General features: G+C 47.0%; 13 protein-coding genes. 4 read left to right on the forward strand and 9 right to left on the reverse strand.

Going from position 1 to position 15,996, the window contains the following annotated elements; translation table 11 throughout:
- The first annotated feature begins 291 nt into the window (after nt 1–291).
- Nucleotides 292–2,742, forward strand: a complete 2,451-nt coding sequence (locus tag KZE55_RS02300; protein WP_222258951.1) for an MMPL family transporter — start codon at nt 292–294, stop codon at nt 2,740–2,742.
- 118 nt (nt 2,743–2,860) lie between these two features.
- On the opposite strand, the gene KZE55_RS02305 is transcribed toward KZE55_RS02300, so the two are convergent.
- Nucleotides 2,861–4,621: a glycosyltransferase family protein gene (locus KZE55_RS02305; protein ID WP_222258953.1), complete on the reverse strand. Its 1,761-nt coding sequence runs from the start codon at nt 4,619–4,621 to the stop codon at nt 2,861–2,863.
- A 166-nt stretch (nt 4,622–4,787) separates the two neighbouring features.
- Between KZE55_RS02305 and KZE55_RS02310 the strand changes: the two genes are divergently transcribed.
- The 3 genes from KZE55_RS02310 to KZE55_RS02320 all read left to right on the forward strand — a co-directional run bounded on the left by KZE55_RS02310 (nt 4,788) and on the right by KZE55_RS02320 (nt 7,361).
- Nucleotides 4,788–5,738 (forward strand): AEC family transporter, encoded by a 951-nt coding sequence (locus tag KZE55_RS02310; RefSeq protein ID WP_222258955.1) that lies wholly within the window; start codon nt 4,788–4,790, stop codon nt 5,736–5,738.
- A 68-nt stretch (nt 5,739–5,806) separates the two neighbouring features.
- A complete protein-coding gene (locus KZE55_RS02315) occupies nt 5,807–6,490 on the forward strand; it encodes a 2,3-bisphosphoglycerate-dependent phosphoglycerate mutase (protein ID WP_222258957.1) in 684 nt (227 codons plus the stop codon).
- Nucleotide 6,491: 1 nt separating this feature from the next.
- Entirely contained in the window at nt 6,492–7,361 is an 870-nt protein-coding gene (locus KZE55_RS02320; RefSeq protein WP_047768156.1) for an alpha/beta hydrolase, read from the forward strand.
- 58 nt (nt 7,362–7,419) lie between these two features.
- On the opposite strand, the gene KZE55_RS02325 is transcribed toward KZE55_RS02320, so the two are convergent.
- The 8 genes from KZE55_RS02325 to KZE55_RS02360 all read right to left on the reverse strand — a co-directional run bounded on the left by KZE55_RS02325 (nt 7,420) and on the right by KZE55_RS02360 (nt 15,901).
- Nucleotides 7,420–7,626, reverse strand: coding sequence for a helix-turn-helix domain-containing protein (locus KZE55_RS02325; RefSeq protein ID WP_047768154.1), 207 nt, complete (start codon nt 7,624–7,626; stop codon nt 7,420–7,422).
- 11 nt (nt 7,627–7,637) lie between these two features.
- Entirely contained in the window at nt 7,638–8,144 is a 507-nt protein-coding gene (locus tag KZE55_RS02330) for a DUF2975 domain-containing protein (protein WP_047768153.1), read from the reverse strand.
- A 145-nt stretch (nt 8,145–8,289) separates the two neighbouring features.
- Nucleotides 8,290–9,630: a C1 family peptidase gene (locus tag KZE55_RS02335; RefSeq protein WP_047768151.1), complete on the reverse strand. Its 1,341-nt coding sequence runs from the start codon at nt 9,628–9,630 to the stop codon at nt 8,290–8,292.
- A 198-nt stretch (nt 9,631–9,828) separates the two neighbouring features.
- Complete coding sequence (locus KZE55_RS02340) at nt 9,829–10,992, reverse strand: RNA-guided endonuclease TnpB family protein (RefSeq protein WP_222258184.1); 1,164 nt, start codon at nt 10,990–10,992, stop codon at nt 9,829–9,831.
- 341 nt (nt 10,993–11,333) lie between these two features.
- Nucleotides 11,334–12,299: an IS30 family transposase gene (locus KZE55_RS02345; protein ID WP_222257719.1), complete on the reverse strand. Its 966-nt coding sequence runs from the start codon at nt 12,297–12,299 to the stop codon at nt 11,334–11,336.
- Nucleotides 12,300–12,341: 42 nt separating this feature from the next.
- The gene (locus KZE55_RS02350; RefSeq protein WP_222258959.1) at nt 12,342–13,979 is read right to left on the reverse strand and encodes an IS1182 family transposase; all 1,638 of its coding nucleotides are present in this window, start codon (nt 13,977–13,979) and stop codon (nt 12,342–12,344) included.
- Between the two features lie 161 nt (nt 13,980–14,140).
- Nucleotides 14,141–15,067: a cysteine synthase A gene (gene cysK, locus KZE55_RS02355; RefSeq protein ID WP_163940001.1), complete on the reverse strand. Its 927-nt coding sequence runs from the start codon at nt 15,065–15,067 to the stop codon at nt 14,141–14,143.
- Nucleotides 15,068–15,073: 6 nt separating this feature from the next.
- The gene (locus KZE55_RS02360) at nt 15,074–15,901 is read right to left on the reverse strand and encodes a homoserine O-acetyltransferase/O-succinyltransferase family protein (protein WP_072574818.1); all 828 of its coding nucleotides are present in this window, start codon (nt 15,899–15,901) and stop codon (nt 15,074–15,076) included.
- Nucleotides 15,902–15,996: the final 95 nt, after the last annotated feature.

Consider the following 15,996-nt stretch of genomic DNA (forward strand, 5'->3'; position numbering starts at 1 on the left):
CTAGAGCCCTCTTTGTGCTTGCGGGGGTTCGAAGACGAACTAGCAAGCTAGTTCTGTCTCACTCCCTCTTTTCGCAATTACTGTGTAATATTCGGCGAACTAAAAGGGGATGGTGAGAAAAAAGTTTTCTCCCATCCTCTAATTTTTGGCAAAAAAGACGGGCTACTAAACCGTTTTCTGTTTATTTTTGGGATAAAAAGCGATAAATGTTGCTTGAAACAACACCTTTTCAAGTTTTAGAATTTATTCGTTTCGTTGTTTCAACTACTAAGAGAGAAAGGTGCAGAGAGCTTGAAGAAATTATTCCATGATCATTTTTTTGCTTTGCTTGCCTGGATCCTTATCCTGGTTATTTCGGTAGTTGCCCTGCCGGATGTTAACCAGTTGACGCGGTCACACTCACAAATTACGCTGCCCAAGAGCACGCAGAGTCAGATTGCGCAGACCATCCAGCAAAAGCACTGGGGCCACCACGTTAATAATACCTACCAAGTCGTGGCGGTCTTTAATAATGGCAACAAGAAAATGTCTGCCAAGGATAAGCAAAATGTCCAAAAGACGATTAGCCGCCTGCAAAAGCACGAGGGTAAGTACGGTATTAAGGCCATCCTGGGGCCCAACGATAATGCCGCAACCCGTAAGCAGCTGATTTCCAAGGACAAAACCACCCAGCTGGTCCAGCTGAACGTCAGCAAAAAGCACGGGACCCTGCAAAAAATTAATAAGCAGCTGTCCAGTGCGGTAAAGACGGACGGGGTCAAAACCTACGTCACCGGGGCGGACATCTTAAATGATGACTTCTCCGGGGCTGTGCAAAAGGGGATTAAGAAGACCGAGGTCATCTCCGTTATCTTTATCTTCGTGGTTCTCCTGTTAGTTTTCCGGTCACCAATCACCCCGTTGATTTCCCTGCTGATGGTCGGGGTGGCCTTCCTTACCTCCTTTAGTATCGTTACCAACCTGGTCGATAAGTTTAACTTCCCATTCTCTAACTTCACCCAGGTTTTCATGGTGATTGTTCTGTTCGGAATTGGGACCGACTATAACATCCTGCTGTATAACCGCTTCAAGGAAAACCTTGGCCAGGGGATGGGAAAGTGGGAAGCCACCCGTAACGCCCAGAAAAATGCGGGGCGGACCATCCTCTACTCCGGTTCCTCACTTCTGATTGGTTTTACTTCCCTGGGCCTGGCTCGCTTCTCGGTTTACCAGTCTGCCGTTGGGGTCGCTGTTGGGGTTGCTGTTTTGCTGGTTACCCTCTTAACTTTGAACCCCTTCTTCATGGCCGTCTTAGGCAAGAAGATGTTTTGGCCGGACAAGCGGTTTACTGGTGAATCCAGCAGTAAAATTTGGCACAAGATGGCCAACACTTCGGTTCACCACCCGATTGTCAGCCTCATCTTGGTATTTATCATTTTGTTACCAATTGGTCTTTCCTATAAGAACCACCTGAACTACAATGATGCCGATGAAATCAGCAATACGACGCCTTCAAAGAAAGGGTTTAACGTTGTTGAGGATCACTTTTCGAAGGGGACGGCCGAACCGGTTACGGTTTATATCAAGGCCAACCACAAGTTAGATAATGAAGAGAACCTACTGCTGATTGACCGACTGACTAACCAGCTGAAGGACAGTAAGGACGTTAAGACTGTTACTTCCGTGACCCAACCGGCCGGGAGCAAGGTCAACCAGCTGTATGTTAACAACCAACTCAAGCAGATTACGGGCCAACTTGGCAAGGCTCAGGGGAGTCTGTCACAACTTTCCTCTGGGATGGCTGGCCAGGCCGCAATGCAGTCTGCTTCCATGGGGGCAGCGGGTGCTTCAGCCATGGCACAACAACAGGCAATGATGTCTGGAATGAGTCAGATGACTTCCGGCCTTCAGCAGGGTGGCGACTACCTGACTGGCCTGCAAAATTCGGCTGCCGGTAAGACCTTCTACCTGCCGCAAAATCAGCTGAGTAACCCTGAAATTCAGCAATCGATGCGGACCTACTTGTCACAGAACAAGAAGACCGCGCAAATTACGGTTATCCTAAATTCCAACCCTAGTGGTGGACGGGCTACCAACGCGGTTAATGACCTGACCAACGTTGCCAAGTACTCCCTGAAGGGGACTAAGTTGGGCAACGCCACCGTGGTTGTCGGTGGTCAGAGCTCGAAGATCAATGACACGAAGACGGTTGCCGGTGGCGACTTTGTTCGGACGGCAATCATCATGATTGTTGGGATTGGCCTGGCCCTGATCTACGTTACCCGGTCACTATTGCAGCCGGTTTACGTTCTCGGAACGCTGGTTACGGCTTACCTGGCCGCTTTGTCAATCACCCATATTTTGACCCATCTTATTCTTGGGCGCCCAATGCTGACCTGGAACACCCCATTCTTCAGCTTTATCATGCTGATTGCCCTGGGGGTTGACTACAGCATCTTCTTAATCATGCGTTACCGGAATACGGATAACGAGCATTACCTGCCAACGGAGCGGATTGTGATGGCCTCATCTGCAATCGGAACGGTCGTAATCTCAGCCGTAATTATCCTGAGTGGGACCTTTGCATCACTGATTCCGTCTGGTATCCCAACCTTAATTGAGGTGGCCATGACCGTAATTATCGGACTGATTATTCTGGTAATTATTATTCCGCTGGTTGTTCCAAGTACGATTCACTTGACATACCCAATGTGTTCCGCGATGCGTGATAACCAAGCAAAGCGGCAGGCCGCTGAAAATTAGAATAATGAAGCTGTGACATATAGTTATATAAAAAGGGCTCTAGCCATCCGGAAAAATCCGGGCGCTAGAGTCCTTTTTGTGCCTTCTAACGACTAGCTTAACTGGAGCGTGAAGCCGTTTACGCGCGAATACTAGTCTTAAAAAGACTTGAGATAAAGATTAAACCTTGGTAGATACCGTAAGCAAGTAAGATCGTCAGGCCAATCAAAGAAACTGCCAGCAGGACATTGAACCAGGCCGACTGGTGGAAGCTGAGGATTGCCGTGTTATGCCCCCGTTGCTGGTAAACGTAAGGAGCACCAACACGAGAACGCTGGAAGTGTCTAAGCCGGTGACCGTTGACGGTAAGCCGGGACTCCTGGTAGGTGATGATGGGGAGGCGGACCTTTCCCGAGCGCTTGGCATTCCAGGAAAGACAGAGCCGTCCCTTCGGAAGGACAGTGTGCTTGAAGTCTTTAGCATGGCGGATGACCTGGTCCTGGTAGGCATATGAGCGGACGTAGGTGCGGTTGAGGTACTTCTTGGGAATCGGCAGGTAGTCGGGGACCCGCTTTTCGACTTTCATCAGCAGTTGTCCAGGATAGTCGGTGTGGACAGACCGTCGCAGGCTCTTAGAGTTGTTTGTCACCCAGGCCAAGGCCGTTGAACTATTTAAGACCTCATCTGATTCGTAGATGGCAGTCCGCCGAAAGACGCTAGTTGTCGTTGGGATTACAACCTGGAAAAGGGTAAAGAGCAAGAGACCAGAAACCAGCCGCAAGCGAAGTCGGTCATGCGGTGCTGCATCGATAAGTTGCTGGCAGCTCATCGCAATCCCCACTAGCAAGAGGGGGTAGGCAATCACGGTCAACCGGTTAGGAAACTGCAAAGTGGTTTGCAGGATTGGAACTGCTTTTTGGATGCTTTCCCAAGGGAACCAGGTCGAACTGATCAAGAGGATGATGGTCCCCATGATGGTGACCGTGTTGTTAACGAGTGACCGCTTGAAGGTGAAAATCACGTAAACCAGCTGGAGGGCAAACAAGATCCAACAGAAGTAGATCAGGTATTGACGGGTGCTGGTAAACTGTGATGGCGTCAATGCGTTGATTTGCATATCAAATGGTGCCGGCTGGGCAATATGGTTATGGAGGTTGAGCATCAAAAGGGCGCCCCAAACGTTACCGGTCAGGATAACCGTCCCCATGACTGCCTTGGCCGTATCCCAAAGCATTTGGCCCCGCTTAGTTGAAAGGATTAAACCAATGATAAAGAAGGGCACAAGCGTCAGGGTGAAGAAAATGGAACTCAACAGGTGGATCTGAATGATGACCGTCATTAAAGTCATCAGAGAGAGCCAGTGAACTGGGCGGTCATGGTCCGTAATCATCGTAATACCAACCATGATCATGTACGGGGCGAGAGCAGCCCCCCAGGCGTTCATGTTTTGTGCCAGTTCCCACCGGGGAAGCCAGCCAATACACAGGAAGATTAGGCTAACCAACAGGACTATCCGGCGACAAGCATGGACCTTGGTAGCCAGCTGGTACATTCCCACCCCGCCGATGAAGTAGACAAGAAAGCTTGAAATAACCTGGTAGCGAAACCAAGTCCCCAAAATGCCGAGCAAAATGCCGTTAAGGTAGGCAAAGAGGGGGCCGTAAACGGCGTTAATAATTCGGCCACTCTGTTGGAAGGAGTAGTTACTCTGAAAATAACTCCAGTTTCCCTGCTGGATCTGCTTAGCGGCATCGTAGAAGCGGTTAAAGTGGAAAATTGAATCCGTCCCGAGAATTACCCCGTGGGATATAATCTGCGGATACATGATTATGTAAGTCATCACGGCAATCGCTAGGTAGGGCAGGGCCCAGTTGATAACTTTTTTACTCTGTTCTTTCATGATTCATCTCTCAATTTCAAACAATTATTTGTATTATAAGACAAACCCATGTTATAAGGGAGTAAAAATCAAAACGGTTTACCAAAATTAATGTGATTATTCCACTGCGGCATTAAGATCCTGTTGTACAATAGACGGTATATTCGAAGAGAAAGTAGATGAGGTAATGCTAGCAATTTTCCTGTCAGCCGTTTCTGGTGTTTTAATTATTTTAGTAATGGTCGTGGTGGGCTTCGTAATGAATGAACGGGGCTGGTTCAACGAACAGTCGCCCCGCATCATTTCCCGCCTAGTTACCCAGGTTTCTTTACCTTGCTACATGGTTACCACCATCATGCACGATTTTTCTGCCGGACAACTGAAGAACCTTTTACCGGACCTCCGTTACCCGGTGATCTCGATGCTAATCCTGTTTGCCCTTTCCTTCGCGGTCGCCCGGGCGATTGGCATCAAGCGGTCCCACATTGGCCTGTTTTCGTCAATGTTTTTCAACTCCAACACGGTTTTCATTGGTCTGCCAATCAACCTGGCCCTGTTTGGTAATTCTTCAATCCCCTACGTGCTGGTTTACTACATGGCAAACACGACCTTCTTCTGGACCCTGGGGGTGTGGTTGATTCAAAAAGACGGCATGCACGAGGCCAAGATTGATCCCCTGACGGCACTGAAAAAGATCTTTTCACCGCCGCTGTTGGGCTTCATTTTGGGGGTCATCTTGGTAATCCTCCATGTCCACCTGCCGAAGTTCATCATGAGTGACCTTTCATACATTGGGGGGCTAACCATCCCAATGTCGATGATCTTTATTGGTATTGCCATCTCTAACGCCGGGTTGAGCCGGGTAAAGATTTCCCGGGATGCCCTGGGAATTCTTTTAGGACGTTTCCTCTTGGCACCTGCCTTGATGGCACTTTTGGTCTTGCCGAGTTCAATGTCGCCACTGATGAAGCAGGTCTTTATCCTCCAAGCGGCGATGCCGGTAATGACGAACGCACCGGTTGTTTCCAAGCTGTACCATGCCGACTCTAGTTACGCCGCAATTATGGTCACGGAAACGACCGTCCTCAGTGTGATTGTCATTCCAATCCTGATGGTAATCATCAAGACCTTCTTATAGGAAATATTTGATAATTTCCCGGGAAATACGCTATCATTAAATTGTAAAAGGGAGAGCGAGAAAGAATTATGGTAGACTTAGTAATCGTGCGTCACGGGCAGAGTCAGGCAAACCATGACAACATCTTCACTGGTTGGACGGATGTCCCGTTAACTGACAAGGGAATTGCCCAGGGAATTGCGGTTGGCAAGGCCTTGAAGGTAACTGGCATTCAGTTTAGCGATGCTAATACCTCCTACATGTCCCGGGCAATTGTCACGACAAACATTATTCTGGATGAAATCGACCAACTTTATATTCCGGTTCACAAGACCTGGCGGTTGAACGAACGGCATTACGGCGCCCTTTCAGGCCGTAATAAGGCCGTCGTTAAGGAAAAAGTCGGGGCCGACCAGCTTCACCGTTGGCGGCGGGGGTACAGTGAAGTACCGCCAAAGTTGACGACCCGTCAGCACGACCGGCGTTATGACCGGCTTGGCATTAAGATGCCCCTTAGTGAGAGCCTGGCAATGACCCAGAAGCGTCTGTTGCCGTTTTGGGAAGACCAGGTAGCACCCCGGTTGCTTGACGGTAAGAATCAGCTGATTGTTGCCCACGGCAGCTCGCTCCGGGCCCTGATTAAGTACCTCGATCAAATTCCGGACGACCAGATTGACAAGGTGGAAGTACCAAACGGTAAGCCGATTTGGTATAAGTTCGATAACCACCTCCGCATCGTTAACAAGACATTTATTACTATGGATGGTGAATAAGATGGCAATTCATGAACTTGAAAATAACCCGGATCTTAAGGGCCAAGTGCGGTTGATTGATAACGTTACCTATGCGGCAATTGACGGGCGGCCCCTTAAGATGGCAATCCTGGAACCGTGGACCCAGCGTTTTCCGCTGAAGTATAGCCCATTGCCGCGGCCATTAATTGTCTTTGTTCAGGGAAGTTCCTGGCGTGTGGGCAAGATGGGGGAGCAGATTCCCCAGTTAATTCAGTTTGTTAAGGCTGGCTATGTGGTCGCCACAGTCCAACACCGTAACACCCTGGATGGCTATCCGTTCCCGGCATTTCTCCAGGACGTTAAGACCGCAATTCGCTACCTCCGGCGACACGCTATTAAGTATGCAATTGATCCCGAGAAGGTGGCTATTTGGGGGACGTCATCCGGAGCCAATGCGGCCATGCTGGTGGCACTGACCGAAGATGACCCCCGGTATGCCGGCCACCTCTATTTGACCGAGTCCGACCGTGTCAACGCGGTTGTCAGTTGCTTTGCCCCGATGGATATCAAGGATACCTTTGAGTACACGGCGGCGGTACCGGGCAGTGAATTATTGAAGTTCTGCCTGCTTGGGATGGACACGAAGAAGTGGTCAGAAAAGGAAAAGGAGATGAGTCCCCTGTACCAGGTAAAACCTGGCCAGGACTACCCACCATTCCTCTTACTTCACGGTGACGCCGATAAGGTTGTTCCTTACCACCAGATGGAGGACATGTACCACAAGCTGACCGATGAAGGCTATGATGTTGAAGCCTACCGGGTAAAGGGCGCTAACCACGAAAAGGACTTTTGGAGCGCAAAAGTTTATCAGGTCGTCCAGAAATTCCTCGACCAGCAACTTAAGAATTAAAAATAAAGGACCCTTAGCGGTGTGTCGTCAGTTGACACGGTGCTAAGGGTCCTTTTAATTATTCATCTTTTACATACTGGAGAATATCACCGGGCCGGCAATCCAGAACCTGGCAAATCTTTTCGAGAGTAGCAAAGCGAATCCCGCGGGCCTTACCAGTCTTAAGAATTGACAGGTTTGCTGGTGTGATGCCAATTCGCTTAGCAAGCTCCTTAGAGGTAATCCCCCTTTGGCCCATCACCAGTCCTAAAGTTACCTTAATCATTGACTCACCACCTAAATAATGTTGTCGGCGTCTTGCTGGAGCGCGATTCCCCGCTTGAAGATCAAGTAAATAATTAGCAGAAAAACAATAAATCCAATGCCGTCACTAAAGTTGTCTTCTGTCATTACAATGAAGCTGACAAATGGTTTAACTTGAACCAGGCGTAGCCAGATGGTGGTGATACCACTAATGATTAACCCAGCGATTTCCAGCCACAAAAGTTGCTGTAATGCCTGACAGTTAGCTGCAATAAAGTAGTGGCCCCGGTTAAGATTGTCCAATAAACGGTGAGTTGCTAGTAATCCAGCGAAGGCAAGAGCAGCGACGATTACTGCTACTAGTCCCTGAATGACGAGGTTAATGGTTAGGTGGCCGCCAAGAAACGTACGGGGTGAAACTAGGCAACAAATTCCGGCAATCACGGTTGCAAAGGCGGTAAAGAAGGTGGCAACGATACCGAGGTCAATGGCTACCTGGGCTAATCCTAAAACGAACTTGATTAACTTTTCTCTCATCATCAGTCACTCCTCCAGTGATTCTTATTTACAAAATTATTGTAAAGCAATAATTAAATATCGTCAAACAATAATTGAAGTGGACCAAATAAAAAGAGCCAGCACTTAATGCCGACTCAGTAAGTGATTTATTTGGCTAATTATGATATTAGGCAAGGGTGCCCATTGGATCCCATGGCTTGAGGACGATTGGCTCCTGGGCCTGTTCTTTCAGCAGCTTTTCTGACAGGTACTTCTTGTTAATAACAATTTGGAAGCAGTATTGATCCATCCAGTCGTCACTCATAACGAAGTAGCCCTTGTGACCAACCTTGTTTCCCCAGGAGTTTTCGACCTTCCACTTGGTTGGCTGGCCATCAACCAGGTCAACTCCGGTTAATACCATGGCGTGATCCATCATGCTTTGACCGTAGTCCAGCATTTGGGCCTTAGTCATGTCCAGGTCAACGTCAAAAAGTTCGTTGTAACGGTATGTGTTGAGGGCCATAATCCCGAGCTTGGTTTCAGAATACTTGACCACATCGGATCCAAACCAGACGCTTTCGCCGCCCTTCAGTTGGTCAATGGCGAGTTGCTTGAATTCATCCATCGGCAGGTTAAGGTGCTTGATTTGCCGGCCACCAACGACATTACCGAGCATATCAATTGTGTAGGTCTTGTGGTATTCCTTGTCAGCGGTTGGGGCCTGGATAATGGAGACGTAATCTTCCAGGTTCCAGCCAACGTACTTCTTGAAGAATTCTTGAGGGGTCAAGTTGGCGTCCCGGTGGTATTCGTTATCTTTCTTAGTCCGATATTCAAAGTCAAAGTGAGTAGCGGGTTCACCAAAAGCGTAGGCGAGGATCCGGTAGACTTCGTTGAGCATCTTTTGCCGGGCAGTGTTTAGTTCGTCATCGCTAGCATTATCTTCGTTGACCATCTTACGCAGGATAACGGCGTCGTGCCGGAGCTTGTTGTTCAGCACTTCATTGATGCCCCGAGAGTTGTTAGAGTTGAATGATTCAGGCATGGCCGTTTTCGGAACCACCCCGTACTTTTCAATGAGGGCGCACAGCATGTCCCATTGGCCACCATCACTTTGCGGTGTGGCCATTAACCAGGCCACCTTCCGGCTGTCGGCATCCTTCTTGGCGGTCTTTAAAACATTTTCGTAGAAGTAGTTGGCTTTTTCAAACTTGTCCCAGAAGAACTGGTAGGACTGCGAAAGCTCAAAGTTGTCGGGGAGGTTGAACTTTTGCTGCATGTCGTGCCGCATGGTATTTAGGGCAGCAAACATCCAGCAACGACCGGACTGCTTTTGGTCGGCAACGTTCCCGGTCTTAAGATCGATTGAGAAGTGGGGGTCGTTGTCCTTGATTGAGTGCCAATCAAAGCTGGCATTCCGAACCCCGTTCTTGGTAACGGCGCGTTCTAAAACTTGACTGTCACGTCGGTTGTCGTAGTCGGCGCGGAAGTTGGCAATATCATCGTTAGAAATAGCAAAACTCATTTAATGAGCCTCCTTTAAATTGTTACTACCTATTATAAAACAAAAGCCAGCACAACATAATAAAACGACGGCCCAATCTGTGAACTACTCGGCCATTAATGACCGCGCTTCTGGGAACACGGAGTAGTATTTAGGATATTATACCTGTATTCAAGCTACCTAACTTACAGAACTCCACTCTATTACCATGGCTAGTCCCTAACCAATAGCTTTTAATCCTTGATGCAAGATATTAACTGCCGCATTAATATCGCGATCGTGATGGGTACCACAGCTTGGGCACGTCCATTCACGAATGTTAAGGGGCTTAGGGCCACTATGATAGCCACAATGACTACAAATTTGACTGGTATAGTTTGGCTTAACCACCACTAAACGTCTACCATACCAGGCACATTTATATGCCAACATGGTCTGGAACTGATACCAACTGGCATTTGCAATCGCTTTAGCTAGGCAATGATTTTTCTGAAGGTTTTTGGTTTTCAAATCTTCAATGACGATTACGTCGTATTGCTTAACCAAGGTCGTTGTTAATTTATGCAAATAATCTTTGCGCTGGTTCGCCACCTTGGCTTGGTAACGGGCCTTTTGTTGCTGTGCTCGTTGCCAGTTTTGGTAATCACTTAGTTCTTTCTTAATGGTTTTGTGGTTATGGTTCCATTGACAGACGGCAACCGTCGCCTGATGTTTCCGCTTGGCATACCTACTTTGCCACTTAGCTGCTTGCTTTTCTGCCCATTTAGCATTAAAAGTTCCGTACTTAATCCCATCAGAACTAATGGCTAGATTAGTGATGCCAACATCAACTCCAACTGCTTTTTCCGCCTTTCTTAAGTGTTTGGGAGCCTCAACCGCCACTTGTAATGACAGATAGTAGCGGCCAGTGGGCTCAAAGCAAACCGTATAGCACCTGATTTTGCTATTAGCTAACCAGGTTGTTTTACTGGTCCGAATGCTGCCCAACTTAGGCAACTTAACCCGCCGTTTAGCAAGTACCCGACAAACTGACCGCCCCGTATAAGCTTGCCGAATAGCTCGACGCGATTTAAAACGTGGGTAACCGCCCCGATGTTTAAATAGCATCTTAAAGGCTTGGGCGAGGTTGTGATTAACCACTAGAAAATTAGTTGAGTCACTAGCCCTAAGAAATGGGTATTCCTGTTTGAGTCTCTTCAGTAGATAATTCATCCCGTATTCATTGACAAAGTGACTACTAGGATTATTTTGATACCGCTCCTTGGCCATTGCCAACATTTGGTTCCAAACGAAGCGGTCGTTACCAAACATCTGCCACAATTGTTCCCTTTGCTGGGCATTGGGATATAGGCGAAGTTTGATCCCCTTTATAACTTGCGCCATTTTCACCACAATCTTTCATCATTGGCTAGTTAACAAAGCTAATTAATAGCTGAACACTTCTCTCTGTTAAGTACATTATATCACATCCTAAAACATATGTTCGATTAAAAGGTTAAAAAATAGGCAAGGGGGCTGTGACATAAGTCCCAAATAATTAATGGAGTTAGATGAAATTTTCGGATTTCATTTAACTCCATTTTCCTTTAAAATATTAGTAAAAGAAAGAGGCTGGGAATTAACTATTAATTCTTGGTTCTCTAACAGTAAAATCCGGACTATAATTTTTGATCGATTCAAAAATCATAGTCCGGATTTTAAATTACCTGAAATGTCAAATTAAGTTAGAAAGAAACTAACTGTGCATCTGTGATATTCTCCATGAATACCTCAATGGGTGTGCGGTAGTGCAGTGACTTCCGTGGAATATTGTTCCGGTATGACATTAGCTGAGTAACTAATTCATCCGGGAGATTACGGAAGTCTTTCTTTTTACTCAGACCATCACGCCGAAGAATACCGTTGGTGTTTTCGTTTAGCCCTCGCTGATTAGGCGCACCGACTTCCGCAAAATATGTCTGAATATCGTGCTTATTGGCAATCTCACGCCAGCCCGCGAATTCCTTACCGTTGTCAAAGGTGATGGACTTAAAAAGATGACGAGGCTGTTTTGATAGCCATTGGTCCAAATAATAGTTCACACTCTCGGCCGTTTTGTGATGGACATTCAAAACAATCTCAACTTTTGAAATCCGTTCTACTAGGGTCATCACAGCACCATGGTGAGCTTTCCCTTGAACCGTATCAGCTTCTAAATGACCAAATTCATGTTGGTAATGTGGAAAATCGCGGTAACGTTGGTAAATACTGCGACCAAGATGGCCAGCTTTCCCACGCCGTTCAACGTAGCCATTTGGGTGACGGTTACCTTTCATTGGTAACTGCTTAACATCAAAGCCATATTGACCACGAGCAAACATGCGATAAAGCGTCCGCATACTACAACTGATTTTCTTCTCTGACCGACCAATAATGGTATCTGGCGTCCAACCTTGACTAACTTGCTTGGTAATGTAACTTACTTCATCATCAGGTAACGTCATTGGTTTACGACCACAACGGCGCTTATTCCGTTGGTACTGCTTTAAATACTGCGTAATTGTCTTGCCCGTATCCAAGTAACGATAAACTCGATAAATTGTTTCAGCACTACGCTTTAGTGATTTAGCAACTCGATAAGCTCGAGTGTCTTGACGATAAAATTCAGCTATGAGAGTTAATTCACGTGTGGTAAGATGTTTGTAGGTCATTTGTGATTGCCTTTCTTTTGATTAGGGATACTCAAAAGTCTATCACAAATGGTTTTTTTGTTTTTCTAACTTAATTTTACAAACCGGGTTATTTATAAAATTAGTCGCCAATCGACTAATTGATTGACCAAATTTCGTTAGATTTAATGCCATCAAGGCTAGCCCAATGTCATTTTCCACAGCCCGTTGTCCGCGTAGATGAGTTCGGCGTATGCCAAAATCCCTCTTCATGTGACCAAAGACTGGCTCAACGTCGAACTTTCGTCGACGATAAATTGCCTTGCCTTCGTCACTTGAGAGGGTTGCTTTTACTTTAGCCTTGTAATAATTCCACGTTGGGTTAACCTGCATATAGCGTTGCCGACCACTTGGTGTTTTTGCCAACTCATCCAATTGTTCTGACAGTTGGTGCTTATCCGCTCGGTAGAGTTTGAAATCACGTTCGAAACCATATTTATCGGTTCGCCTACTATACCGATAAAAGCTAAAGCGAACTCCTAAATGATCGATGTAGTAATCATCTTCGGCATTATACTGCCAATTTTGTGATTTAGTTGGATCGTTTTTAAATTTATGTTTCTGTTCCTTTTGATAAGTTGTGTATGGAATAACAGGCTGCTTTTCAAACTGATCAAGAATCATTGTGTAATTGTACTCACTACCATAACCGGCATCGGCAACGATATGCTTAAAGAAATCTAAAGCATGAAACTGGGTAAGGAATGGCACTAAGGTCCTGGTGTCAGTTGGATTTGAAAAGAGCCCGTAATCAAGGACAAATTGCTTATGTGTAGCGATTTGCAGGTTATAGCCGGGCTTTAACTCCCGATTCATCATCGGATCTTCCTTCATACACATAAAAGTCGCATCATGATCAGTCTTGGAATAGCTATTACGACCTTGGAAGATATCTTCGGCACGTTCATACTTTTTGGCACGCGGAATTAGGTCGTTGCTTAATTGATGGCGAAGTTTTTTTAGAAAACGACGGCGCCGTTTTCTAACTGAACCACCTTTGATGATTTTTGGTTCTTGCTTAATCTCTTCATCTAACTTAGTGATTTTCTCCGCAAGTTCTTGTTCCATTACTTCCATGCCTTCGGCAGAAGTAACCAGCTCGGGTGCCATTTCTTGCACCACTTGTTTTTCTACTAGTTCCTCATAAAGCTTACTCGTCTTTTCTCTTAACTTAGCGTGATACTTTTCAACTGCCCGTCGCCAAGTAAATGAATATTTATTGGCATCGGCTTCTACCTTGGTCCCATCGATAAAAACTGCATCATTTTGAATTAGTCCGTGATCTTTCAAAGCCATGGTAAAGTAAACAAAGGCATGTTTAATTAGCTTACTAGCGTGCTGACTGCGTCGAAAGTTATTAATGGTATGGTAGCTATAAGCATAATCATGAGCTAACCAACGCATTGGCAGGTTCTCATCCAACATCATTTCAATCTTTCTTCCAGAATAAGTTTGACGTGCGTAGGCAAACAAGAGAATCTTAAGCATAATTGCTGGATGCGATGAAGGGCGGCCGGTAGCCGCTCCTGAATCTTCTAATAGCACATTTTGTGGAATCGAGTCGACAAAATCACTAATTAGCCGCGCAATATGATTTTGTGGTAAATCATAGTTATAGCTTAGTACGAATTCGGTTTGTCCTATGGTATAATTTTGATACATGAAAATCGCTCCTTTGGGTTGTTTTGTGGTAATTACATCATATCAGGAACGATTTCCTGTGTACATAAAAACCGGATGATGAATTGTTCAAAAAATTCATCATCCGGTTTTTGCTTTGGACTAGGAGTTTTTTCCCAGCCTCTTTTTAGTTATGTCTGATTTTAGTAGTTGAACAGGTCGGTGGACAGGTAACGATCGCCGCCGTCTGGGGAGACGGTGATGACCTTCTTGCCCTTGCCCAGCTTCTTGGCTAATTCGATAGCACCTTTAATATTGGCACCAGCGGAAATCCCAACCAGGATTCCTTCCTTGTGGGCCACTTCACGTGCCGTGGCGATGGCATCGTCGCTGCTTACCTCAACAATTCCGTCATAAACGTCCTTGTCGAGCACCTTTGGGATGAAGCCAGCACTGATTCCTTGGATCTTGTGCTTGCCACCGTGGCCTTCCTTAAGAAGTGGTGATTCGGCTGGTTCCAGAGCGTAAACCTTGGTAGCAGGGTTAGCCTTCTTGAGGGCGTGGCCGATTCCGGTCAGGGTACCACCAGTACCAACCCCGGCAACAAAGGCGTCCGGCAGGTTATCCTTACCAAAGGCATCGATGATCTCAGCGCCAGTAGTTGCTTCATGAATAGCCGGGTTAGCAGGGTTCTCGAACTGCATTGGCATGAAGTAGCCCTTCTCCTTGACGAGTTCTTCGGCCTTGGCGATGGAGCCCTTCATTCCGTCAGCACCAGGGGTGAGGATCAGTTCAGCACCGTAGCCCTGCATCAGCTTACGACGTTCCACACTCATGGTTTCCGGCATGGTGATTACCAGGTGGTAACCCTTAGCGGCAGCGACCATTGCCAGACCAACTCCAGTGTTACCAGAGGTTGGTTCCACGATGGTACCGCCGGCAGTCAGCTTGCCCTCTTTTTCTGCCCGTTCGATCATTGCCAGGGCGATCCGGTCCTTGATGGAGCCAGCGGGGTTGAAGAATTCCAACTTAACGTAGACATCAGCAGCGTCTTCAGGAACGACGCGGTTTAACTTAACGATGGGGGTATTACCGATCAGGTCGGTGATTGAGTTAACGATCTTAGTCATAATTAATTACTCCTTTACTAATTTCTTGTTTTGCATGCTGTGGACAACGGTTTGAAGCCAGTTATCAAAATAGATGTGCTGGGCCGGTTGCCACTTGAACTGTGGTCCCTTCATATGAATGGGGTCGAGGAAGTAGTTTTGCGGCTTGGCGTACTCCCGGTCCGGGTAGGCGTTCTTCTCACGCCGGTACTCCTTCAGCAGGGCTTCCCGCTCGTATTCCAGGTGGGCGAACAGGAAGGACTGCTGGTACTTAGGCGCCCGGAAGGAGAAGAGGTCATCATCGATGGTGGTGGCCTCGAGGATCAGGTCGGGATGGACACTGATCTGCTGGTGATCTAGCTCCGCGTAACGCGCGTGGGGTGCCAGGAAGCCATCCGGCAGCCCCGTCAGCAGCGGCCCCTGGTTGACAATGTGGTTAGGGAAGATCCCAAACAGTTTCTCCGGTAACCGGTGCTTCTCGATCCCGTATAAGTAGTTGGCGGCGGCCATTGCTCCCCAGCAGATGTAGAGCTGCGGGATATTGAATTTTACCAGCTGGTCGATCAACTGGTGGATCTCGTCAATGTAGGTAACCTCGTTAAAGTCGAGTTGTTCGATTGGTGCCCCGGTAATGATGAAGGCATCAAACTCGTTGACCCGGGCAAGGTCCAGGGGTTGAGCAATCTGTTGAACCAAGTCAGGAACCGTCCGGTCACGGTAATGGGTTTGCGGGTACAGGAAGGTCAACTCCACTGGGTAGGCAGTGTGGGCAAAGACGTTCGTGAACCTTTTCTGGGTATCAACCTTATCGTGCATCAGGTTGAGAATCCCAATCTTAATCTGGGGAGTGGCCATTATTTATCACCTCAATTCGTTGTTATTTGGGCACTAAAAAACTGTTGTTAATCAAAAAGTGAATAAGCCAAAGAACCCCAGTTGGGCTGGGGCGG

It is taken from the genome of Limosilactobacillus panis, assembly GCF_019797825.1.
GTDB classification, from domain to species: domain Bacteria; phylum Bacillota; class Bacilli; order Lactobacillales; family Lactobacillaceae; genus Limosilactobacillus; species Limosilactobacillus panis_A.

Bases quoted from the DNA above. Each gene is read 5' to 3' on its own strand.
- KZE55_RS02305 (WP_222258953.1), bottom strand. From the start codon at position 4,621: ATGAAAGAACAGAGTAAAAAAGTTATCAACTGGGCCCTGCCCTACCTA.
- KZE55_RS02310 (WP_222258955.1), top strand. From the start codon at position 4,788: ATGCTAGCAATTTTCCTGTCAGCCGTTTCTGGTGTTTTAATTATTTTA.
- KZE55_RS02315 (WP_222258957.1), top strand. From the start codon at position 5,807: ATGGTAGACTTAGTAATCGTGCGTCACGGGCAGAGTCAGGCAAACCAT.
- KZE55_RS02320 (WP_047768156.1), top strand. From the start codon at position 6,492: ATGGCAATTCATGAACTTGAAAATAACCCGGATCTTAAGGGCCAAGTG.
- KZE55_RS02325 (WP_047768154.1), bottom strand. From the start codon at position 7,626: ATGATTAAGGTAACTTTAGGACTGGTGATGGGCCAAAGGGGGATTACC.
- KZE55_RS02330 (WP_047768153.1), bottom strand. From the start codon at position 8,144: ATGATGAGAGAAAAGTTAATCAAGTTCGTTTTAGGATTAGCCCAGGTA.
- KZE55_RS02335 (WP_047768151.1), bottom strand. From the start codon at position 9,630: ATGAGTTTTGCTATTTCTAACGATGATATTGCCAACTTCCGCGCCGAC.
- KZE55_RS02340 (WP_222258184.1), bottom strand. From the start codon at position 10,992: ATGGCGCAAGTTATAAAGGGGATCAAACTTCGCCTATATCCCAATGCC.
- KZE55_RS02345 (WP_222257719.1), bottom strand. From the start codon at position 12,299: ATGACCTACAAACATCTTACCACACGTGAATTAACTCTCATAGCTGAA.
- KZE55_RS02350 (WP_222258959.1), bottom strand. From the start codon at position 13,979: ATGTATCAAAATTATACCATAGGACAAACCGAATTCGTACTAAGCTAT.
- cysK (WP_163940001.1), bottom strand. From the start codon at position 15,067: ATGACTAAGATCGTTAACTCAATCACCGACCTGATCGGTAATACCCCC.
- KZE55_RS02360 (WP_072574818.1), bottom strand. From the start codon at position 15,901: ATGGCCACTCCCCAGATTAAGATTGGGATTCTCAACCTGATGCACGAT.